We start from the raw sequence: 21,895 nt of genomic DNA, 5'->3' as shown, positions 1-21,895 counted from the left end.
TTGTTTTAGCGGTAAGCCAGTTCCGGCAGGAACAGGGCGATTTGCGGGAAGATGACCAGCAGCCCGGTCACGATCAGAAGGATGATGAGGAAGGGTGGCACACCGCGCACCACTTCGACAAACGGTCTGCGGAAGACTGCGATGGCGGTGAACAGGTTGCAACCGAATGGCGGGGTTGCGGCGCCAATGGCCACCTGCAGGGTGATCAGCACACCGACCAGCACCGGGTCGAGGCCCGCCGCCTTGATCATCGGTGCAAAGATCGGCACCAGGATCAGGATCACCACAATCGAGTCCACGAACATGCAGCCCACGAAGAAGGCGATGTTGACGGCCAAGAGCACCATCAGCGGCCCGGCCTCATCCAGACCGAGCGAGGCGATGATTTGCTGCGGCACCTGGGCAAAGCTCAGCGTCCAGCTGAAAGCCGCACCCGCCGCGATTAGGATGAACACAACCGAGGTGATGGCACCGGTCGACAGCGCAATGTCCCAAAGGTCGCGCAGTTTGACCGAGCGGAAGATCAGCACCTCCAGCACTGCGGCGTAAAGCACGCAGATCGCTGCAGCCTCGGTAGGTGAGAACACTCCGCCGTAGATGCCGCCAACGATGATCGCGGGGAAACCCATCGGCCACAACGCCCGCCGCATGGCGGTGAACCGCTGGCCCCAGCCCTCGCGCGGCAGCACGGGTATGTCGTGGCGGTAGGCGTAGACCATGCAATAGGCCGAGAACAGCACCACGATCAGCAGCCCCGGCACGATGCCCGCGATGAACAGCTGCGAGATCGAGGTGCCGGAGACCACGCCATAGATGATCATGCCGATAGAGGGCGGAATCAGATAGGCCAGGTCAGCCGCATTGACGATCAGGCCGATGGCAAAGCTGTCCTTGTAGCCGGACTTCAGCATCCTGGGCCGCATTGCGCCGCCGATGGCCACCACGGTCGCCTGGGTCGAGCCGCAGACTGCACCGAACAGCGCGCAAGCCGAGGTCACCGAGATCGCCAGCCCACCCTTGATATGGCCCATGAAACTCATCACCACGTCAATCAGCCGGTTGGCGGAATGGCCGCGGGTGATGATATCGGCAGCCAGGATGAACATCGGCACTGCAATCAGCGCGGCAGGCTTCACCCCGCCGATCATCTGCTGGATCAGGATCTGCATGTTCATGGATGGGAAGTAGACAAGGAAGCCCAGCACCGCGGCCGAGATCAGCGGCATCTTCATCGGGAACCCTGCCAGCAACAACAGGATCATCACGGCAAGCATCAGTTCGGTCATTGCTTTTCCTCCCCGCCCCGCATTTCTTCACCGGCGTCTTCATAGCGCTGAATGGCTGCGGCGGTTTCCGGATCTTCGTAGCTGTCCACCTCCAGGTAAGAGACATAGATCTCCTCCTCGGCGAAATTCAGATTGCGCAGCGCGGTCAGCAGATACTGGAACGAGGTCAGCGCCAGCCCGATCACCACCCAGACGTAAGTCAGGTACAGCGGCACCTGCAGCGCCGGGGTGATACGGCCGCGGCTGGCGACCTTCTGCACATATTCCAGCGCGTACCACGCGAGCAGCGCCATCATCGCCGCCGTGGTCGCGGCAATCACCACCATCAGCCCCTTGCGCATCTTCACCGGCAGCGCGTCATAGATCGCCGACATGCGGATGTGGATGCCCTTGCGAGTGGCATAGCCCAGCCCCATGAAAGTGACGATGACAATCAGGAACTCATTGAGTTCTTCAGAGAAATAGATCGACTGGTTGAACACGTAGCGGCCAAAGACATTGGCGATTGTGTTGCCAGCCATCAGGATGATCCCCCAGCCCAGGATCCAGACCTCGATACGCCCGATGGCACCGTCAATCTTTCCCAGAAAGCCGAAGGGAGCGGGTTTGCCGTCTTGCATGATATCCTCCCTTGGTGCGGCCCCGCACAAATGCGCGCGGGGCCTGAAAGCGGGATCAGTTGCCCGCCAGCTCTGCCTGCAGCGCGTCCAGCAGCTCCTGACCGCGGGCGCCTGCGGTCTCGACATAGGCCGCGGCAGTGTCGCCCGAACGGGCACGGAAGACGTCACGCTCTTCTTCAGTCAGAACCACCAGGCCGATGTCCGGCTTGGCTTCCTTGATCACGTCCAGGCGCGCCTGGTTGAAATCGGTGACCACGCCGTCGATGAAGCCGGTCATGTCCGCCATGGTGTCGCGCACCAGCTGCTGACGGTCCGGAGTCAGGGTGGCAAACCAGTCGGAGCCTGCGACCACAGTGGTCACCAGTTCCTGCTCACCGGCCCAAATCAGGTGGCTGGTGACTTCATAGAACTTCATTTCTTCGATGGTCGGGATCGGGTTCACCTGGCCGTCGACCGCTCCTAGCTGCAGCGCGCCGAACACCTCGCCAAACGGCAGCGGAGTGGGGCTTGCACCCATGTTCTTGTAGGTCTCCAGCAGGATCGGCGACACCATCACCCGCATCTTGAAGTTCTCGAAGTCCTCCGGAGTGCGGATCTCGCGGTTGGTGGTCCAGACCTGCGGGCCCTCGGAATACATGGTCATCACTTCCAGGCCGCGTTTCTGGAAGTCCGCGTTCAGATCGCCATAGATAGTGTCCGAGCTGCTGAGGATCTTCGAGATCGCCGCCGGGTCGGAGGGCAGCAGATAGGGCAGCAGGAACACCTGGCTTTCCGGCACGATGGTGCCCAGGTTGCCGATCGAGACGTTGGTCAGCTGGATGATGCCGTCCGCCGCCTGCTCAACGGTCTCGGTCGGGGTGCCCAGGGTTCCCATCGGGTAGACGCTCACGGTCACATCGCCATCGGTCGCCGCCTCGATGCGCTTTTTGAACTCCTGCGCATAGGCGTCCATGATCGAGCCCGGAATTTCTTCGATGGCGAATTTCCAGTCTTCGGCAAACACGGCGGCTGGCGCCAGGCTCAGCAGCGCCGCAGCGGCGGTGGTTTTCAGGGTTTTCAAGGTAAAGGCCATGCGGGTCTCCTCCCAGTTGGCTTGGTTAACGGGGTCGGGAGGCACCTCAGCACGAGCTTAGGGATTGAAAAATATTACGTTGATTATATTTGCATGAAAGATTTTTATGTAATGCCTCCCATAACCAGACGGCCATATCATGAAGCTGTTGCACAACACGCTGCTGGAAACTTTTGTCACCGTCGTTGATTGCGGCGGATTTTCTGATGCGCAATATGCCCTTGGTGTCACGCAATCGGCCATCAGTATCCGCATTCGCGACCTTGAAACCTCGCTGGGCTACCGGATCTGCGAACGCGGCCGCGGCGGCTTCCGTCTGACGGAGCGCGGTGAGATCGCTTATCAGAAAGCCCGCGACATTCTGCGCAGCGCGCGCGATTTCGATGCCGAGCTGCTGGAGCTGCGGGATACCATTGCCGGGGACCTGCGGATCGGCACCGTGGATTCGATCGACAGCCTTCCCAGTTTGAAATTTGCAGAGGCCCTGCAGCAATTCCTCGCACGTCCGAATGAAGTCAGGATTGAAATTGTGGTTGCCTCCCCTGCCGACCTGACCCAGCAGCTGATCACCGGTGAACTGAATGTTGCCGTGGCGCCGTTTCGCAGCCAGGTGCCGGAGCTGGAGTATTCAGAACTGTGCTGTGAGGAGCACAAGCTTTACTGCGCGCAGAAGCATCCTTTGTTTGCTGTACCGGACAGTGAAATCAGTCTTGAAACCATCGGGCAGTATCCGTTGTGCCAGCGCTCTTATGACATGCTGGTTTCACCGAAACTTGGATCGCCGGAACCAACGGCGGTTGTGGCCAACATGGAGGCCATGGCGATGCTCATTGAAACCGGTCATTTTCTGGGGCCGCTGCCCACACATTTTGCCTGCAGGCGGGTTGCAGACGGCAGGTTTCGGGAAATCAGGAACAGCCAAATGCAATGGACCTCAACCTTTTATCTCGCAACGCGCCGTGTTCATGTGCTGAGACATGCCGTGGAGCTGTTCGCCCAAGACCTGCAGAACGCTTGCCTTGCTGAAAGCAAGCCGCAGGCATGAGGCAAGACGAAGCACGTCTGCTTGCCGGCTGCAAACTTACAGAAGGAGACAGTGCCTGCAGCGCCGGTGCGGTCAGGTGAACGTGTTACGATTCTCTTGACTCAGAAAATCCGTTTTGCCATTCAGCCAAAGTGACCGGTTCCGCGAGTGTTTCAATGCGCAGCGGAAGAAATAGGGAACACGGTGCGGCGTACCCAAAAGGGACCAAATCCGTGACTGCCCCCGCAACTGTGAGCGGTGAGTGACGCTGAACATGCCACTGGGAACTGTCCCGGGAAGGCCAGCCGAACCAGGACCCGCGAGTCAGGAGACCTGCCGGACGCGAGGAATGGGACTCTGCTTGCAGAGGCCCTCTCTTCTTTTTCAAACCGGACGCCGGGGTGCGCGTCTGGCCCGGGCGTTGTTTCGACAATTCCGTGCCGCTACTCCCCGTTGTTCATTCCTGATTGCAGGTGCGCCTGCGTCGTCGAATGAGGACGAAATGAAACTGAACTACCTGGCCGCTGCTCTGGCCGTTTCCCTGCCGGTTACCGCATCGGCGCATTTCCAGCTGAACTACACTGAACAAGCGCTGATCGAGAAGCCCGGCGATGTCCCGATGGGCCTGGTGTTCTGGCACCCGATGGCGAACGGCCATGCGATGGACATGGGCAAGCCGGAAGAGTTTTTCATGATCCACAAGGGTGAGAAGACCGACCTGACGGACCGCCTGGAGCTCGCCACCTTCAAGGGCGTTGAAAACGAAGCCTCGGCCTATAAGGCCTCGGTGCCGGTGAAACGCTCGGGCGACTATGTCGTGGTGACCGTGCCCGCGCCTTACTACGAGGAAAGCGAGGACATCTACATCCAGCAGATCGCCAAGGTCGTGCTGAACCGCAACACCCTGCCCACCGACTGGGACCAGCCGGTTGGCCTGGCCACCGAGATCCTGCCGCTGAACAAACCCTACAACGTCATCGTCGGCTCCACCTTCTCGGGTCAGGTTCTGGCCGACGGCAAGCCGGTTGCCGGTGCCGAGATCGAGATCGAATTCATGGCGGCTGAGCCGGATCTCGAGAAATTCTCCACCACCAGCCCGACCGTGGGCGAGATGCCGGGTGGTGCGATTGTTGCCATCGCCGACCAGAACGGCGTGTTCTCCTTCGGTATCCCGAAAGCGGGCTACTGGGGCTTTGCGGCTCTGGGCTCGGGCCCGGCGACCGAGCATGAGGGTAAGGAACTCAGCCAGGATGCTGTGCTGTGGATCCACGCTGAAGAGCTGAAGTGAGACTGACCCCATGCATATCGTAGACGGCGCACTGTCGAACCCGGTTGTGATCGGCGGCGCGGTTGCCGCCGTCGGCGGTATTGCCATGGGTCTGCGCAGCCTGCCGCTGGAGCGTATTCCGGCGGCGGGGGTGCTTTCGGCCAGTTTCTTTGTGGCCTCGCTGATCCATGTCCCGATCGGTCCCAGTTCGGTTCACCTGATCCTGAACGGGCTGGCCGGGCTGGTGCTGGGCTGGGCCGCCTTCCCGGCCCTATTTGTCGGCCTCTTGCTGCAGGCGGTGTTCTTTGGTTTTGGCGGGCTGACCGTCTTGGGCGTGAACGCTGTGAACATTGCCTTGCCAGCGGTTCTGGTCGGATTGATTTTCCGGCCGCTGCTGGCGCGCGGCTCGCCGCTGCAAGGGGCGGTCTGGGGCGGCATCGGCGGCGGGCTGGCGATTGCTCTGACGACGCTTGCCGTGGCAGTGTCGCTGATGCTGTCCGGCGACGAGTTTATCCTGGCGGCCAAACTGGTGTTTTTCTCCCACATCCCGGTGATGGTGATCGAAGCGCTGCTGTCCGGTGCCGCCATCTTCCTGGCCCGCCGGGTGAAGCCCGAACTGTTCATCGACACGAAAGGAAGCCTGGCATGATCCGCGCCTGTGTTCTGATCCTGGCGCTGCTGGCGCCGATACCGGCCTTGGCGCACAACGTGATTTCCTCGGTGTTCCCGTCCGGTTCGGACATCGAGGGCGAAGTGGGCTTTTCCAACGGCGATATGGCCGCGGACCTGCTGATCGAAGTCTTTGACGCGGCCGGGGCCAAGCTGGGCGAAACCAGGACCGATGCCGACGGTTTCTTCCTGTTCACCCCGGCATCGCCGGTCACGCATGTCTTCCGCGGTGATCTGGGCGCAGGCCATGTGGCAGAGATCATTATGGAAGCTGCAGACGTCGCACAGATCATGGGCGAAAGCCCGATCGAGACCGCAGCCAGCCCGGATGCGGCTCCGGTTGGGGCTGCCGGCCTGTCCGACCAATCCCGCGCCGAACTGGCCCGGATGCTGCGCACCGAGTTGCGGCCGCTGCGCCAGGAGCTGACCGCGTTCAAGAACAAGTCGGACTTCCAGTCCGTGCTGGGCGGCATCGGCTATATCCTCGGCCTGTTCGGCCTGGGGTTCTACATCGCCGCTCGCCGCAAGATCGGCGCCAGCGCATGACCTATGTGCTGACAGGCAGCGACGCGCCGCTCAGCGGGTTTGGCGGCTTCCGCGCGAAGGTCGCAAGGCTTGACCCTAGGGCGCGCATCGTGATGGCTGCCATCTACGCAGTGGTGGTTGTCTCGCTCAGCAATCTGCTGGTGCTGGCGGCGGCGCTTGGCCTGTCGCTGTGGCTGCTGGCCTTCTCCGGCCTGCCGCCGCGGAAGACGCTGAAGCGGATGGCGATGATGGACAGTTTCATCATCTTCATGCTGGTAATGCTGCCCTTCACCATCCCCGGCACCCCGATTTTCTCCATCTCGGGGCTTGAGGCGAGCTGGGAAGGCCTGCGCCGCGCAACCGAAATCGCCCTGACCGCCAATGCGGTCATTCTGGCGGTGATGACACTGGTCGGGTCCATGGAGCCAGTCACCATGGGGCACGCGCTGTTTGCCCTGAAGACCCCTGTGCGGCTGGTGCATCTGATGATGTTCACCATCCGCTACATCGACGTGCTGCGTGAGGAATACCAGCGGCTGCGCATCTCGATGAAGCTGCGCGGCTTCCGCCCCGGCACCAACTGGCACACCTACCGCAGCTATGGCTACCTTGTGGGGATGATGCTGGTGCGCGCCATCGAGCGTTCAGAACGTATCCTGGCCGCGATGAAATGCCGGGGCTTTTCCGGCCGCATCATCTTGCTCGAAGACTTCCGCCTGCGCCGCGCCGACCTGCTGTTTACCCTGGCGCTATCCTGCGCATTAGCCGCCCTGATCTGGGCCGAGGCCTCCTATGCCGCTTCTTGAACTGAACGATATCCACTTTGCCTACCCCGGGCTTGACCCCGTGCTGCAAGGCGCCTCGATGCAGCTTAAAGCTGGTGAGCGGCTGTCGATTGTCGGCCCAAATGGCGCCGGCAAATCGACGTTTCTGAAGATCATCATGGGGCTGATTGCACCTGCCAGCGGCACCGTTTCAGCCTTTGGCAAACCATGCCGCACTGAGACGGACTTTCACGATATGCGCCGCCGCGTGGGCTTTGTGTTCCAGGACGCTGACGACCAGCTGTTCTGTCCGACTGTGGCCGAGGATGTAGCTTTTGGCCCGCTGAACCTGGGCAAGTCGAAACAAGAGGTGCTGGCGATCGTTGACAATGTGCTGTCCCGCCTGGGGCTGATGCACCTGCGCGACCGGGTCACTCACAAGCTGTCGGGAGGCGAGAAGCGGCTGGTGACGCTGGCCACGGTGCTGGCGATGGAGCCCGAAGTGCTTATCCTTGATGAGCCAACCAATGCGCTGGACCCGGAAAACTACGCCCGGCTGACCATGATCCTGCTGGAGTTGGATCAGGCGATCCTGCTGGTCAGTCACGACCCGGAATTCCGCGCGCAGGTCGCCCCGGATGGGTACCGCCTGCGGGATCGGCAGCTTGCGCGGGTTTAGGACATCCGCGAACTCTCATCGGCCGATGTCATTGCCGCTAGATCTGGCCGCGTGGTTCAAAGCCGCTAGCACGGCACCGCTGCAAGACTGCGCGACGTGTCAACGGCGGCGCAAGAGATTGCGATTGATGAAGATAATCCCACTCAGTACACACTGATCATCGACACGAGGTTTGCCGTGTGATTTCGGGATAAAGGGGGCAAGACGCGCCATCTGCGCATCTGTCAGCCAGAAAAGATCAGACATGTTCACCGCTCGGTTTTCGAACCGTGAATCACGCTGCCAAGTGAAAATCAATGGGTCCTGACCCTAGTGAGACTCGGAACTTGGCAGGTTTTTGCTCCGACAAGTTAGACGACACGGCATTTGATCGCAGTTGCTCGTTTGTCGCTGGAGTACATCGCATGTTGCCGCTCGGGTCGTTCACCGGCTGTGCTATTATCAGGAGCGAAACGGTTTGGCGACCAGATCCACGGCAATTCAGCGAAACACAGCGCGCAATTTCAAGACAGTAAACGTTCAACCACGCGCCGCCCGAAATCATGTGTCGGTCCTTCCCAATGCGGGCTAAGGCGGCCGCCGTCATAGGCAGGGGACAGCCGGCCCTGCTGCAGCAGTTCGAGCATGCCAAGATCCTCCCGGTTGAGGTCATCCCACATTTGCATCAGCTCGGCCCGTGCTTCGGCATGATCCTCTGAAGTCGCAGCATCTCCGATCAGAAAAACATGCAGCTCTTCACGTGTTTTGTTCGGTGCAATCGGATAGCTGACGAGCACTGTAAATTGGTCAGGGAAGACTTCGGCCGCGAAATGCGGGAAGCACAGGAACCAAAGACCGCGTTTGGCATCTTCTGAGGACAGACCGGGATAGTGCGGCAGACGATCGCCGCGCCCCTCGCCCACTTCGGGAAAGATATAGTCGTTGTAGAAGACATGCCGGTCCCATTCTCCCGACCACCGCACGTTCATCGGTGCGAATTTCAGCAGTTTGGGATGGACGGCGAAGACATGGTATCCTTCCATGTAATTCTCGTAGACCAGCTTCCAATTGGCCTCGACTTCGAAATCAATCTTTCCGGCCCAGCGGATGGCCGAGAAATCATAGCCCGGGGTGCGCTCCAGCATCGGTTTCAGCCAGTCCACCAACGTATCCGCATCGCCCGAGATATTGACGAATATGCAGCCGTTCCAGACCTCGCATCGGACCTCGATCAGATCCAGCTTTTCGCCGCCCCCGTCCTCGAAACGGTCCATTACATCCGGTCCGTTGAAATGCGGCCGCGCCCGCAACTTTCCGTTCAGGCCATAAACCCAGGCATGATACGGGCAGGTCAGGGTTGATCTCCTGCACGGTTCGCTCACCAGCTTTGCTCCGCGATGCCGGCACACATTGTGCAACGCACGAATGCCCCCGTCCTGGTCGCGCAGGATAATCAGAGGCACCCCGCCGATTTCGAGCGGTTTCATGTCGCCGCGCTCAGGCAGCTCCGCGGCTGCCCCTGCAAACACCCATGAGCGGCGAAAGCAATGCTCCTGCTCCAGGGCCAGCCACTCGTCGGACCAATAGGCGGCGTTCGGCAGACCGCTCGCCTCCTCAATCGGGGCAAACGTCTGAGCGAACCCTTCCTCGCCCAGCAGTTCCTTGACCTTTGTCAGGACCGGAGTGTCTGGAAAGTTACCGTCCACGGGATGCGCCTTTCAGAAAATACTTGCGAGTTTGGGAAAAATTTGCACTGTAAATTTTCATGATCGTCAAGAAAAATCATCAATCGGGTACCAATGTCTCACTCCACCGGCTGGGTGAGGACCTGCGCGCCCTGCGCAAAGCACACAATATGACCCTGAACGATTTGGCTGACGCCTCGGGGCGTTCCGCCTCATTTCTGTCCAAGATCGAACGCGGTCTGGCCCGTCCCTCCGTCACGGCCCTGCAAGAGGTCGCGGAAGCTCTTGGAGTTCCGGTCGGCTGGTTCTTTGAAACCGATGGTCCTGCCCCCGCCGAAGAGCGCCCTTTCATTGTGCGCGCGGACAGGCGCCGCAAGCTGACCTATTCCGGGCTGTCAGGCACAGACTATATGGGGTTCGAAGATCACCTGCTGTCCGCCAGCCTGGACCGGCAGCTGGCAATGGGCATTTCCACCTATGAACCTGGCGGCAGCACCGGTGACGACCTTTATACCCACGAAGGGGAAGAGGCTGGGATGGTGTTGAAGGGGGAGATCGAACTCACCCTAGACGATCAAGTGTTTCACCTGCGAACCGGCGACAGTTTCAGCTTCTCCGCTGATATCCCCCACCGGTACCGCAACCCCGGCAAGGTTGAGGCCCAGATCATCTGGGCCAACACACCGGTTTCCATGAAAAGATAGCAGATGAGTGATCACGCGCGTGTTGTTGTAATTGGCGGTGGCAACATGGGCGCAAGTGTCCTGTACCATCTGGCAAAGGAAGGATGGACAGACGTTGTTCTGGTGGAAAAGGCAGAACTGACCTCGGGGGCGACCTGGCATGCGGCGGGGCTGGTCAGCCGGATGACGGTGGGCCATGCCCTTGGCATCTGCCATGACTATGCGGTCGATCTGTACAAAACCATCGAGGATGAAACCGACCAAGGCGTCAGCTGGCACAATTGCGGATCCTTGCGCGTGGCTGCGACCGAGGACCACCGCGCCTGGTTGATGCACACGCGCGATGCAGTGCTGGCGCGCGGGCAGGAATGTCATTGGGTCAGCCCCGAAGAGATTGCCAAGCTGAACCCGATCTACGACACCTCACACATCATCGGCGGTATCTACACGCCCGATGATGGCCATGTTGATCCATCCGGCACCTGCCAAGCGATGGCCAAGGGCGCGCGGATGCGGGGCGCAAAGGTGATGCGTCGCAACCGGGTGACGGATGTACAGCAGCTGCCTTCAGGCGAATGGAAGGTGGTGACCGAACAGGGCGACGTCATCTGCGAACATGTGGTCAACGCGGGCGGCTATCACGCGCGTCAGATTGGTGCATTTTCCGGCCTCGATCTGCCCATCGTGCCGATGCAGCACCATTATGTTGTCACTGATGCGGTGCCCGAGTTTGAGGCCATGGGTCACGAAATACCCGTCACCCGTGACGACTATTTCACCGGCTATCTACGCCGCGAACAGGGCGGCGCGCTGATCGGGCTATATGACACTCATGACGCGCTGGCCAAATGGCGCGAGGGCTGTCCATGGGATAGCGAAAATGAATTGTTTGAACCGGACTACGACCGGATTACGCCGTGGCTGGAGAAATGTTTTGAGCGCTACCCCAGCTTGATGGAGCGAGGGATCAAGCGCATCGTCAACGGGGCCATCACCTATACACCAGACGGGTATCCGCTGGTCGGACCAGCTCCGGGGCTGCGCAACCACTGGCTCGCTTGTGGCGCGACCGTGGGGATTTCCTGGGGGCCGGGGATGGGCCGGGCGCTGGCGCAATGGATGGTGCATGGCACGGCCAATATCTCAATGCGCGGCTTTGATCCGCGCCGGTTCCATTCCCGTGTGGATGAGGACTATACCTATCAGCGCTGCCGCGAAAATTACATGACCCGCCTGTCGCTGCCCTTTCCGCAGCTGCAATATGAAACCTGCCGCGAGATTCGAAACTCCGGCGTGCATGAGCGCACCAAGGCGCTGCATGCGGTGTTCGAAGAGGCGGGCGGCTGGGAACGCCCGCGCGTTTATGGCAAGCCCGAATGGGGCGGGAAAGAGCCGCAATCCTGGAAGCGCGGCCCGTCGTGGGAGGCGGCCTTGGCCGAGGCCCGCGCGGTGCATGAGGGCGTCGGCATCGGCGATTTCTCTGCTTTTTCCAAGTTTGAAATCACCGGTCCCGAAGCCGAAGCTTACCTGAACCGCCTCTGTGCCAACCGGATGCCAAAGAAAGTCGGCGGCACTTGTCTGACTCTGCTGTTGAATGAGCAAGGCACGATCGAGGGCGAGGCGACGATTGCACGACTGGCCGAGGATCGGTTCTGGTTCGTCACCGGCGGCCCCTCGGAACGCCGGGTCTGGGACTGGATCACAGTCCATCAACGCGGTTCCGAGAATGTGGTGGTCAAGAACCTGTCCGATGACTGGGGCATCCTGACCGTGGCAGGCCCGAAAGCGCGCGAAGTGCTGGGCCCGCTCAGCGAGGCATCGCTGGAAAATGACAGCTTTGGCTGGCTCAATGCGCGCGAGTTAACGATTGCGGGCGTTCAACTGATTGCGCTGCGCCTGTCCTTTTCGGGTGAACTGGCGTGGGAACTGCACGCGCCCATGGACCAGCTTGGCGCGCTCTGGGATGCGATCTGGGACGCGGGCCATCACCACGGCTTGGTCCCCTTTGGATCAAAGGCGCTGGAAATGATGCGCATGGAAAAGGCCTATCGCGGCGGGCATGAACTGGCCAATGACGCCAGCCCCGTCCACACCGGCCAGATGCGATTTGTGAAATTCGACAAGGAGTTCGTCGGCAAAGACGCGCTGAGCAAGCTGGCGGAAACCGGTTGCAGTTCGGTCGTTGCGTATCTCGATATTGAGCTGGACGGCACCGATGTGCTGGGTGGCGAGGCGGTCTATATGGACGGCGAGAAGGTAGGTTCCGTCTCATCGGGCGGGTTCGGCCCGGCGACTGGCCGCAATCTGGCCTTTGCCTTTGTCAAACCAGAGGCGGCGCAACCCGGTACAACGCTGGACGTGATCGTATTTGGCCGGATGTGCAAGGCCAATGTGCTGGCCGATGCGGTGCTCGACCCCAAAAACGAAAGGTTGAAGGCATGAACATCACCACCGGCTTGGCCAAAGCGACGTTGCTGGCACCCGAGATCGACTGGACCAAGCTGAACGATTACCGCATGGGCCGCATTCTCGAGGCCATGGCGGAACAGGATGTCGAACTGGCCGTCATCACAAACCCGCTGACCATGCGCTATGCCGTGAACTACCATGAATACATGCAGTTCCAGGCACGCATCCCTCTGATGATGCTTATGATCTTTGCCGATGGCCCGGTGGTCTTCAGCGGTGCCTTCATCAAGGATCTGGACCACGTCACGGAATACATCCCGATGTTCGGTCTTGCGCCCTTCCTTGCGGGGTTTGACCAGGTGGAGAATACGCGCAAGTTCGTGGATTTCGTCAAAGGCCGGCTGGACGGCAAGGGCCGCTGCCGCGTTGCGCTTGACCGTCTGGACGCCTCTGCCGTTCAAGGGTTGATGCAGGCCGGGTTCGAAGTCGTCGACGCGCCGGGCTTTCTGGAAAAGGCCCGTTCCATCAAATCAGCGGAAGAGATTGTGCTGTGCCGCTACGCCATCGACGTGGCGCAGCTGGGCATCTCAAAGATGCACGAGGCGTTCCAGCCCGGCATCTCTGAAAACGAGCTATGGAGCATCCTGAGCCAGGTCAACATCGCCCATGGTGGCCTGTGGTCTGAAGCGCGCATGCTGGCCTCGGGAGAGCGGACAAATCCCTGGCTGCAAGAGGCAAGCGAAAGGCGCATTCAGAATGGTGAGCTATTGGGCTTTGACACCGATATGGTCGGCCCCTTTGGCTACATGTCGGATATCTCCCGCACCTGGTATTGCGGTGAAGGCAAGGCGCCCGACGAATTCCGCGACCTTTACAAACGCGCGCTGGACGAGATCGAGCACAATAAGGCCAATGTGCGCCCCGGCGTGTCGTTCAAGGAGCTGGTGGACAAGAGCTTCCGCCACCCCGAAGAATTCCACACCCACCGCTACCCCTGCATCATGCATGGCGTGGGAATGTGTGATGAATACCCTTATGTGCCCTATCCCCAGGACTGGGACGACATCGGCTATGACGGGATCATCGAGGAAAATATGATGATCTGTGTCGAGGGATATGTCGGCTCTGATCGAGGCGGCAGCGGCGTCAAGATCGAGCATCAGTTTCTAGTGACGGCCAATTGCCTCGAACAGCTTGATACCTATCCATACGACAAAAACTTGCTGGACTGAGACCTGAGAGCGGCCCTTTCCGACTGACGTCCTTTTGATCACTGGAACGGGACCGGCCAGTTTAGCGAGGTAGTCCTAACGACCGGATTACCAGCCGCGCTGCAGTGTCCAGCGCCATGCTGCTGCAGAATACTTCGTTCTGCGAGCGCGCGCAGAAACTGTTCGCGGTTGCGGCATCTGATATCCGGCAACGCAGCAGGCTTTACTGAACCAGTCCTTCACGGGCGTCGCTTTGGCTAAACCCGAAGCCGTACATTCGCAGCGCTCAGGTCAGAATATCGAGACACGGTAGGAGCCACCCTTCGCCGCACATAAAACTTGGGCGAAGTGGATCCTTCGCTTCGGTCACTGGCAGCGGCCAGGGAATCTGGAATCGGAATGTGGTTAGAAGTTTTCCACCCACGGCCGCATCTCCAGCTCCCATGACCAGGCAGACCGGTCCTGTTGCAGGAAGTGCCAATAGCTCTCAGCAATTGCGTCCGGCGACAAACGCGAGTCCGGGTTGCCGGGCTCGTCCATATAGCCGGGGCGGTCAGCGTTGCGGATGCGGCCATCAACAACCATGTGCCCAATGTGGACACCTTGGGGATGGAGTTCGCGTGCCAGCGATTGAGCAAGTCCGCGCAGGGCGAATTTGCCCATGGCGAAGGTGGCCGACTGAGGGTAGCCCTTCATACCTGCCGAGGCTCCGGTGAAGAGAATTGCACCGTGGTTATGGGGGACCATGCGCTTTGCGGCTTCCTGGGCGGCATAGAACGCGCCCATGGCGTTGACTTGCATCGCGCTTTCAACGCGGGCGGCGTCCAACTGGACAAAGGGCTTTCGGATGGCACGTGAGGGATTGTAGACCAGCACATCCGGCGCTTGCGCCCTATCCAGCTCCGCAAAGAGTTCAACAACCTCCTGATGTCGGCTTGCATTGCAAGAATAGGCGGTTGCCTGAATGTCCTCAGCCAATCCGGAAAGATCAGATGGCTTCCGTGCTGCCAGGCTCACACGAAGCCCATTGGCATGGAACAGGCGTGCAAGAGATGCGGACAATCCCGGACCGGCGCCGATGATCAATGCATGTCTGTAGGTCGGCCTCATGGTCCTGCCTCCTCAATTTTGCGCCGCAATCACAACGGCTTCGTATGGCTGCGGCCTCTGCCCGATGGTGTTGGGTTTTGCGTCGAAAGGCGCGCGCAACGAGTTGCCGGAAATGTCTTCAAGATCCGGATCGATGCGGAGGCGTACTGCAGCTGACCAGGGTCTCTTGGGGACAAAACGCCATGTCAGGCCGTCCGTTGTGACCGTGCCTGGAATTTCTGTTCCTGAATCATCCAGAACGTCTATCAGCCTGGCGGAGGCGCCGCGGTCCATGACCCGGTCGAAGGTAATGACAATAGGGGTTGCGGTGCCGGTCTCCGGGCTGGAGATCTGCCAGCCATCTGGTCTCACGGCCGTTCTCGTTGCGGGACCAACCCTAAAGGGCAGCTCCAGACGGTCACCAAGAGCAGCGCCCTCAGCGCTGACCATAATGCCTGCCACGATGAGCCGGTAGCTCTCTCCAACCCTAAGCGGGGCGCCGTCCGTTTGATTTGGACCAACGCCCTGTTTGATCCGGCCGGGATCAAAGAGCAGTGTCAGGCGGCGCTGGCTGCTGTCCCAGAGCTCAGCGTGCAAATTCAGAAACGGGCTGTCCACCCGGCTGCCGTCAGCACGTTCCAGCCAGATACTGCCGCGGATCTGCCCGCGGGCCATTGGTTCGGAGAACATCAGATAGAACCGCAGCGTATTGGCGGGCACCTGGGCTCCGGCCGGCGCATGCCAAACAAGTTCAGGCGTTTTGATTTCGCCACCAGGCAGAGCGATTTTGGTTTCAAAATCACCGAGCCGGACCAAATATTCGGCCCCCGCCCGCAAACTGAAACGCGGGTCGATAACCAGCGTCCCGCCCTTTGTCCGGACCGACAATGCCATGCTTCGGCTGCGATCCGCCGCAGCATGCTGCAGGCGGACTGCTGACGGGGTCTCTATCAGGTCTTGGCGTTCCTTCTCATCCAGTCCTGATACAATCACGGAACCGCTGGCTGCATCGAATTCCGCACGAACCTCTGCCGCCGCTGCGAAGGGCGGGAGGAGCAGTGCGGCAAGCATCGCTTGCCGCACCATGAAGCGCTGCACAGACATCAGTTGTACTGCAGCGGGGGATCGACGTGGAAGCCAAACGGATCCGGTGCGCCTTCCCAGTTCATTTCGACAACATGGTCCGAGCGTTCGAAGAACATCGGCATCGCCAGCGTGTGCATTTCGAGGATGCGCGGATTTTCGGGGTTTTCACGCACGGTCACCGCCCAGGCGTCGTCAACGGTGTCGATATGGACCACGCCGCTGATCGGAACCGGGGTGTATTCCGCTCCGCCAATGCCAAAGAGAGGCTGAACACCTTCGCCAGCCGGCATGGCTTTGGCGGTCGCCAGAGTATCAAGCGGGTAAGAAGCCGCACTGCGGTGGGTGTTTGTCACCAGAACACTCTGCTGGCCGGTCCAGGCGTTGGTGTAAGCAATAGTGTCGATGGGCGAGTTGCCGTAGCCAAGCTCCGCGATCATCGTGCCGCGCACCTGCTTGCCGTCTTCCAGGTCGGCCAGCGGGATACGTACAACGGGAGTGCAGCCATAAAGCGCGATCATGGTCGCCTCACCCTCAAGCTCGACAATGGTCTGGGTGATGATGGGCGCCCGGGTCTCCCATTGCGCGTGAACCGCATGCCAGATCTCGATCTTGGAGGCTTCGGCTGTGCCGTCAAACGGATAGCTGATCCGGCGCAGGGTCGAGTCGAACTCTTCGTTCGACACGCCAGCGACAAAGACCTCGCCATTGTAATAGTCTATGTCAGTGATCGCGAGCTGATAAAGCTGGCGGCCGAATTCGATGGTTTCGCCCTCCGGCAGCGCACCAATGCTTTGAGCCGAATGTTCTGCCTTGGCCAGGTCCACAAGCTCGATTTCGCCCTGGTTGACCTTGACGATCAGCGCTTCGGCATCCGGGCCCAAACCCCGGTGGACGGACAGGAAGATCTGTTTGGTCGGCTTATGCACCACCATGTCGTTGATTTCGACCTCGTTAGCCGGAACGCCAAGGAGCGCGCCGATTTCGGCGCTGATGTCTTCAAAGATCGTGCGGCCTTCAAAGGTCTTGGCGCGGCCAAGCTCATAGGAGCTCTGGTCGGTGATCTGCGCATCGCTGAGTTGGAACGCATGCACAACACCGGCACGGCCGTCACCGACAAAAAGTGTATTGGCGTCGTTGAACGTGAGCGCGCCTGCGGATTTCAGGACTGGCGCGTCTGCAAAGGCCGCGGTTGCAGCCGAAAATGTCAGCGCAATGGCGCTGGAAGTCTTGAGGAAGTGGGGCATTGGGCTCTCCGTTGTTGTCATGGACCCAAAGATAAAGGGTGCCCAAAATGACAACAGACCTCGAAATTGGAACGAAACGTTCCAATCTGCAGAACTACCCCAAGACGTCTTTTCTGGACAGGAGGCCAGGGATGACCTCCTCGGACAGCTTGATCGCCGCATCGATGCGGGCAACTCGGCGTGCGCCCTGCCGGTAGGTAAGGAATACCGGATGGGGCCGCACGCGAAAGCCGGGCAAGCACCGCACCAGCCTGCCGGAGGTCACGAGATCGCCGAGCATGAATTCAGGGATTAGTGCAAACCCCAGTCCAGCCAGAGCAAGATCCAGCAGAATGTGAAAGCTCATCACCGCCAGAGGGCCGGAAACAGAAACCGGCGTCTCTTCCGCAGCGGTTTCAAACTCCCACACGGCTCCCGGGCGATCTCCGCGGAAGGTCAGGCAGGGGGCGTTGGCCAGATCTCTCGGATGCGTCAGCCTGTACTCCGCACACACCTGAGGCGCGGCGACAAGAATACGCCTGAAGGATCCCATCTGACGCGCGATAAGGCGGTCATCATGGACTGTTCCGATCCGGAACGCGATGTCGATGCCGGGATCCTGCATGTCCGCAAAGCCGTAGTCCGGACGCATCACCAGGGTCAGATCCGGGTGGCGCTCGCGTGCGAGCGGGAAAAGCTTCGCCGCGACGAGGCCGCCGAATTCATGCGTTGCGGCAAGATTGACCTGTCCCGATATGCCGATGCTTTCTTCGCGAGCGATGTCTTCTATCAGATCGATTTCAGCCAACACCGACGCTATCCGGTGTTCGAGACGCTCACCAATTGGAGTCAGCTTGACCGACCGCGCCCCGCGCTCAAGAAGCTTTACGCCCAATTGCTCTTCGAGCTGCGCGACATGCCGGCTGACGCCGGACTTGGCAATCCCTAGCTGGCCGGCTGCCGCACTTATTCCGCCAGCCTTGGCAACCGTGTGAAAGCTGATGAGCGTTGGCAACCCAAGCGTTCTAATATCCTGAACCATGGGCTCAATCATATCCCACTGTTCTGAATTTATGGCAACACGTATCTGTTTCTCATCAAAGGCCCGAAGCGGGCGAACATGGAGATAGAAACATGAACATCCTGATCACCGGCGCCAGCAGCGGCTTTGGCAAACTGATCGTCGCGGAACTTCTGAAAGCGGGCCACAAGGTCGCTGGCACAGTCCGCGACCCTCAGGGCCGCAACGCCGAAGCCGCAGATCTTTTGCGGGACCTGGGCGCGGAAATTGTCGACATCGATGTGACGGATGATGCGTCCGTCGAAGCTGGTGTCACGGCTGCAAGCAGCCGTCTGGGCGGGATTGAGGTGCTGATCAACAATGCGGGCGTTGGTGTTCACGGTCTCCAGGAAAACTTCTCGGCGGCTGATTTTCAGCGTGTCTTCGACATCAACGTCTTCGGCCCGCAGCGTATGATGCGCGCCGTGCTGCCGCAAATGCGCGAGCGGGGGGAAGGCCTGATCCTGAACGTCACCAGCGTTCTGGGCCGTGTCACCCTGCCGTTCTATGGCCCCTATAATGCGACCAAATGGGCGTTGGAGGCGGTCAGCGAGAACTATCGTGCGGAACTCAGCCAGTTTGGTGTTGATGTTGCAATCGTTGAACCCGGCGGTTTCCCGACGGAGTTCCATGGCAACCTGATCCTGCCGTCCTCAACCGACCGAAATGAGGGCTATGGCGAAATGGCCGACGCTCCGGTGGCGGCACGCCAGCAAATGAATGAGTTCCTTGCGGCCAACCCTCAGCAAAATCCTTCGTTGGTGGCGGAAGCTGTCGTTTCCGTTGTTGACGCAGCTCCTGGCATGCGCCCGTTCCGCACCGAGGTGGACACTGTCGGCATGGGGGATCTTGTCAAACCAATGAACGATCTCGCGGCAGCCAGCACCGAAGCGCTCTTCACAAATTTTGGCATGGCAGACATGCTGAAACTGAACGTTGCAGCCAGGAAAGCCGCTTGAAGCAATAGGCTGGCCGGGAGTGCTCCGGCCAGCCGCCGAGCCACCGCTACTTCCCCTGTATTCCTGAAAAGGATGATCAACATGACACACCCCGCGTTTCAATCTTCATCCGTTGCGGTCATCACCGGTGGCGCGTCGGGTATTGGCCTTGCCGCCGCGACCAAGTTCGCTGGCATGGGAATGAAAATCGTCGCAGTCGACCGCGATACCGATAAGCTGGCCGAGGCCGAGGTGATCCTGCGCGTCGCGGGTGCGGCAGACGTCCTGACGGCCTCCACTGACGTCTCCGACCGTGTGCAGCTCGAAGCTCTTGAAAAAGAGGTAACGGGACGTTTCGGAGGCGCGGATATCCTGATGAACAATGCCGGTGTCGGCGGCCGGACGTCATGTCTGACCGCACCTGACATCTGGGAGAAGATACTGGGTGTCAATCTTTGGGGAGCCATCCACGGCACACAAGTGTTCGTGCCAGGCATGATCGAACGGGGCCGTCCCGGCGCAATCATCAACACCGGGTCCAAACAGGGGATTACGACACCGCCCGGAAACCCGGCTTACAATGTGTCCAAGGCCAGTCTGAAAGTCTTTACCGAGGCACTGGCGCACGAACTGCGAAACACCGAAGGCTGCCAGATTTCAGCGCATCTGTTGGTGCCCGGCTTTGTTCACACGGCGATGATCGGTGCCACCGAAAAACCCGCCGCCGCATGGACAGCGGAGCAAACGGTGGATTTCTTCGTGGAAAGCGTAAACCGCGGCGATTTCTACATCCTGTGCCCAGACAACGACGTGCCGCGCGCGCTGGACGAGAAACGCATCGCATGGGCCGTCGGCGACATTATCGAAAACCGTCCGCCGCTCAGCCGCTGGCATCCGGACTATGCCGACTCTTTCGCTGCTTTCATCGCGCAGGAAAGCTGAACGAGCGCATGGCAGCACCGTAGTAGACGCAGCACGCGGCTGACGGTGCTCGCGTCGCATCCAGAAATGAATCCGTCCAAATTTTGCCCCCCGGACCAAGTTGACCGTGCAATTGATCCCGAGGATATGGGTCCGATACTTCGGGCTCATGGATCTGCTGCTTGGTACTATAATTGGAGAGACAAATGGCAACTCGTGGTTATTGCTTGTGCAAAGGGACGCGGTGGGAGTTTGAAGGCGAGGTAACTTGGGCCTGCTACTGTCATTGCGACGATTGCCGCAGAAACTGCGCCGCACCGGTCGTCGCCTGGCTTGGCGTACCGGTCAAGAACTTCAAGTGGACCGGAAACGAGCCGAAGACCATTGAAAGTTCCAAAGGCGTGTTCAGGCATTTTTGCAACGACTGCGGATCACCGATTGGATTTGAAGCTGATCATTATGCAGGAGGGATGCACCTATACGCAGCGTCCCTGGAACACCCGGAGGATTTCAAACCGACCTTTCATGTGAACTATCAGAGCAAACTGCCCTGGCTTCAGATGAACGATGACCTGACAAAGTACGAGGGGACATTGCTTCATGCACCCGAGGATTTGAGCGACTACCACTCATAGGTTGGTTCTGCGCGTTCTGGAATGCTGCACGCTGCAAGCTGAACGACAGGACATTTCCTCCAGTCCACCCTCAGTCCTAAGCACTGCACTGGCAACGCGATTGTACTATCCGAGTGAATGTCCAATTGGCGAGCCAGTCAGTCCCGGCCCACCAATCCTCGCCGGTTTTTAGAACTTTCCGTTCCCATGTACCATCTCTGCCGGTGTGGGCGAAACAACGTCCCAATGCTCTACAATCAAACCGTCCTCAACGCGCCAAAGATCGAAGAAAGCCCAGGGTTTCATGAACCGTTTGTATTCGTCGTCCGTGAAGGTGTGGCGGGGCGTATCCACGGTCTTCTGCTTCGGCATCACCGGCAGCACGTTCAGGATGCCGTCTTCCACCGCCAGGGTCAGGACCTTGCGGATGATGATGGTGTGTTTGGCCTTGGTCGATTCTGCCAGCCGCTTAGGCCGGTTCTCGTCCAGGTGCATCAGGTAGTCCCGAACCTTGCCGGTGGTGATCTTCGTGACGTCATACTTACCGAAATAGCAGATCAGCCCGTCTTTCGACCGGTTCAGCAGCTTGTTGTCGCCGTCCGACCACTTGGACTTGCCCTTCTGAATGCCATCAGCTTCTTGGCATAGTGCTCAAAACTGGTGGCTTTCTTCTGAGCATGGTCGCTGTTGGCCTTGCTGCGGTATGAGTCGGCAAACTCATAGGCCACTTCAATCGCTTCGAGACGCGATGTCTCCTTGGACGACCGGTGGACATGTTTCCCTGCAATCGGGTCCCTGAACCGAATAAGCCAATATGGGCTTCGGGCTGTCAGCAGGATGGCCAGCCCTTTCCGGAGATGCTTGATCTTGAGTATTCGGTTTTTGGAATCTTGGGACAAATCGAGCCCGTCAGAGGAGTGTATAACTGTGTGTAACTTTTACGGGTGAAATCTGACGATCTCAACAGGCCAAATAAATCAACTATTTCAATGATTTGAAATGGTGCCCGGGGGCAGTCCTAAGGGCGGTGTTGACCGGGTTCTAGGCCCGTTACAGGCACCGCCGTGGCCATATGCATCAGCAAAATAAGG

The 21,895-nt window shown here is 59.5% G+C and carries 21 protein-coding genes, 1 pseudogene and 1 riboswitch; of the genes and pseudogenes, 12 read left to right on the top strand and 10 right to left on the bottom strand.

Annotated features, from left to right (window positions below; genetic code table 11):
• Positions 1 to 5: 5 nt before the first annotated feature.
• Genes ACXAHG_RS10095 through ACXAHG_RS10085 form a run of 3 tightly spaced genes read right to left on the bottom strand, consistent with a single transcriptional unit; the run spans position 6 to position 2,978 of the window.
• Positions 6 to 1,286: a TRAP transporter large permease gene (locus ACXAHG_RS10095; protein ID WP_475039604.1), complete on the bottom strand. Its 1,281-nt coding sequence runs from the start codon at positions 1,284 to 1,286 to the stop codon at positions 6 to 8.
• Complete coding sequence (locus ACXAHG_RS10090) at positions 1,283 to 1,906, bottom strand: TRAP transporter small permease (RefSeq protein ID WP_475039606.1); 624 nt, start codon at positions 1,904 to 1,906, stop codon at positions 1,283 to 1,285. The genes ACXAHG_RS10095 and ACXAHG_RS10090 overlap by 4 nt, the downstream gene beginning before the upstream one ends.
• A 55-nt stretch (positions 1,907 to 1,961) precedes the next feature.
• Positions 1,962 to 2,978: a TRAP transporter substrate-binding protein gene (locus ACXAHG_RS10085; protein ID WP_475057074.1), complete on the bottom strand. Its 1,017-nt coding sequence runs from the start codon at positions 2,976 to 2,978 to the stop codon at positions 1,962 to 1,964.
• Between the two features lie 139 nt (positions 2,979 to 3,117).
• Here ACXAHG_RS10085 and ACXAHG_RS10080 point away from each other — a divergent pair, with 139 nt between their 5' ends.
• From ACXAHG_RS10080 to ACXAHG_RS10055, 6 genes are all read left to right on the top strand, one after another.
• A complete protein-coding gene (locus ACXAHG_RS10080; protein WP_475039610.1) occupies positions 3,118 to 4,023 on the top strand; it encodes a LysR family transcriptional regulator in 906 nt (301 codons plus the stop codon).
• A 119-nt stretch (positions 4,024 to 4,142) separates the two neighbouring features.
• Positions 4,143 to 4,357, top strand: a riboswitch (cobalamin riboswitch).
• Between the two features lie 147 nt (positions 4,358 to 4,504).
• On the top strand, positions 4,505 to 5,290 hold the full coding sequence (locus tag ACXAHG_RS10075) for a DUF4198 domain-containing protein (RefSeq protein ID WP_475057073.1): 786 nt from the start codon (positions 4,505 to 4,507) through the stop codon (positions 5,288 to 5,290).
• A gap of 10 nt (positions 5,291 to 5,300) precedes the next feature.
• Positions 5,301 to 5,918: a cobalt transporter CbiM gene (gene cbiM / locus ACXAHG_RS10070; protein ID WP_475039614.1), complete on the top strand. Its 618-nt coding sequence runs from the start codon at positions 5,301 to 5,303 to the stop codon at positions 5,916 to 5,918.
• On the top strand, positions 5,915 to 6,484 hold the full coding sequence (locus tag ACXAHG_RS10065) for a cobalt ABC transporter permease (protein ID WP_475057071.1): 570 nt from the start codon (positions 5,915 to 5,917) through the stop codon (positions 6,482 to 6,484). Before cbiM ends, ACXAHG_RS10065 begins: the two co-directional genes overlap by 4 nt.
• Positions 6,481 to 7,269 (top strand): cobalt ECF transporter T component CbiQ, encoded by a 789-nt coding sequence (cbiQ, locus tag ACXAHG_RS10060; RefSeq protein WP_475057070.1) that lies wholly within the window; start codon positions 6,481 to 6,483, stop codon positions 7,267 to 7,269. The genes ACXAHG_RS10065 and cbiQ overlap by 4 nt, the downstream gene beginning before the upstream one ends.
• Positions 7,256 to 7,906 (top strand): energy-coupling factor ABC transporter ATP-binding protein, encoded by a 651-nt coding sequence (locus ACXAHG_RS10055; protein WP_475057068.1) that lies wholly within the window; start codon positions 7,256 to 7,258, stop codon positions 7,904 to 7,906. Before cbiQ ends, ACXAHG_RS10055 begins: the two co-directional genes overlap by 14 nt.
• Before the next feature lie 108 nt (positions 7,907 to 8,014).
• Here ACXAHG_RS10055 and ACXAHG_RS10050 read toward each other — a convergent pair.
• Together ACXAHG_RS10050 and ACXAHG_RS10045 are read right to left on the bottom strand one after the other, a co-directional pair.
• Positions 8,015 to 8,152: pseudogene (locus tag ACXAHG_RS10050) on the bottom strand (IS5/IS1182 family transposase); the annotation flags it as partial.
• Positions 8,153 to 8,409: 257 nt separating this feature from the next.
• On the bottom strand, positions 8,410 to 9,591 hold the full coding sequence (locus ACXAHG_RS10045; RefSeq protein ID WP_475039621.1) for an aromatic ring-hydroxylating oxygenase subunit alpha: 1,182 nt from the start codon (positions 9,589 to 9,591) through the stop codon (positions 8,410 to 8,412).
• Between the two features lie 59 nt (positions 9,592 to 9,650).
• Here ACXAHG_RS10045 and ACXAHG_RS10040 point away from each other — a divergent pair, with 59 nt between their 5' ends.
• Genes ACXAHG_RS10040 through ACXAHG_RS10030 form a run of 3 tightly spaced genes read left to right on the top strand, consistent with a single transcriptional unit; the run spans position 9,651 to position 13,894 of the window.
• Positions 9,651 to 10,274, top strand: a complete 624-nt coding sequence (locus ACXAHG_RS10040) for a cupin domain-containing protein (protein WP_475039623.1) — start codon at positions 9,651 to 9,653, stop codon at positions 10,272 to 10,274.
• 3 nt (positions 10,275 to 10,277) lie between these two features.
• Positions 10,278 to 12,695, top strand: a complete 2,418-nt coding sequence (locus ACXAHG_RS10035) for an FAD-dependent oxidoreductase (RefSeq protein ID WP_475039625.1) — start codon at positions 10,278 to 10,280, stop codon at positions 12,693 to 12,695.
• On the top strand, positions 12,692 to 13,894 hold the full coding sequence (locus ACXAHG_RS10030) for a M24 family metallopeptidase (protein ID WP_475039627.1): 1,203 nt from the start codon (positions 12,692 to 12,694) through the stop codon (positions 13,892 to 13,894). Before ACXAHG_RS10035 ends, ACXAHG_RS10030 begins: the two co-directional genes overlap by 4 nt.
• A 384-nt stretch (positions 13,895 to 14,278) precedes the next feature.
• On the opposite strand, the gene ACXAHG_RS10025 is transcribed toward ACXAHG_RS10030, so the two are convergent.
• The 4 genes from ACXAHG_RS10025 to ACXAHG_RS10010 all read right to left on the bottom strand — a co-directional run bounded on the left by ACXAHG_RS10025 (position 14,279) and on the right by ACXAHG_RS10010 (position 18,325).
• Positions 14,279 to 14,983: an SDR family NAD(P)-dependent oxidoreductase gene (locus ACXAHG_RS10025; protein WP_475039629.1), complete on the bottom strand. Its 705-nt coding sequence runs from the start codon at positions 14,981 to 14,983 to the stop codon at positions 14,279 to 14,281.
• A gap of 12 nt (positions 14,984 to 14,995) precedes the next feature.
• Complete coding sequence (locus ACXAHG_RS10020) at positions 14,996 to 16,066, bottom strand: Ig-like domain-containing domain (protein WP_475057067.1); 1,071 nt, start codon at positions 16,064 to 16,066, stop codon at positions 14,996 to 14,998.
• A complete protein-coding gene (locus ACXAHG_RS10015; protein WP_475039633.1) occupies positions 16,066 to 17,292 on the bottom strand; it encodes a hypothetical protein in 1,227 nt (408 codons plus the stop codon). Before ACXAHG_RS10015 ends, ACXAHG_RS10020 begins: the two co-directional genes overlap by 1 nt.
• A gap of 94 nt (positions 17,293 to 17,386) precedes the next feature.
• Positions 17,387 to 18,325, bottom strand: a complete 939-nt coding sequence (locus ACXAHG_RS10010) for a LysR family transcriptional regulator (protein ID WP_475039635.1) — start codon at positions 18,323 to 18,325, stop codon at positions 17,387 to 17,389.
• Between the two features lie 80 nt (positions 18,326 to 18,405).
• Between ACXAHG_RS10010 and ACXAHG_RS10005 the strand changes: the two genes are divergently transcribed.
• From ACXAHG_RS10005 to ACXAHG_RS09995, 3 genes are all read left to right on the top strand, one after another.
• Entirely contained in the window at positions 18,406 to 19,290 is an 885-nt protein-coding gene (locus ACXAHG_RS10005) for an SDR family oxidoreductase (protein WP_475039636.1), read from the top strand.
• A gap of 72 nt (positions 19,291 to 19,362) precedes the next feature.
• A complete protein-coding gene (locus ACXAHG_RS10000; protein WP_475057065.1) occupies positions 19,363 to 20,211 on the top strand; it encodes an SDR family NAD(P)-dependent oxidoreductase in 849 nt (282 codons plus the stop codon).
• Positions 20,212 to 20,396: 185 nt separating this feature from the next.
• Entirely contained in the window at positions 20,397 to 20,825 is a 429-nt protein-coding gene (locus ACXAHG_RS09995; RefSeq protein ID WP_475039640.1) for a GFA family protein, read from the top strand.
• A 168-nt stretch (positions 20,826 to 20,993) separates the two neighbouring features.
• Here the strand turns inward: ACXAHG_RS09995 and ACXAHG_RS09990 are convergent, their stop codons facing one another.
• Positions 20,994 to 21,299: a nuclear transport factor 2 family protein gene (locus ACXAHG_RS09990; RefSeq protein WP_475039642.1), complete on the bottom strand. Its 306-nt coding sequence runs from the start codon at positions 21,297 to 21,299 to the stop codon at positions 20,994 to 20,996.
• Positions 21,300 to 21,895 lie beyond the last annotated feature (596 nt).

It is taken from the genome of Leisingera sp. ABD4_442 (assembly GCF_056160905.1).
This window is presented reverse-complemented; position numbering and strand designations above follow the sequence as displayed.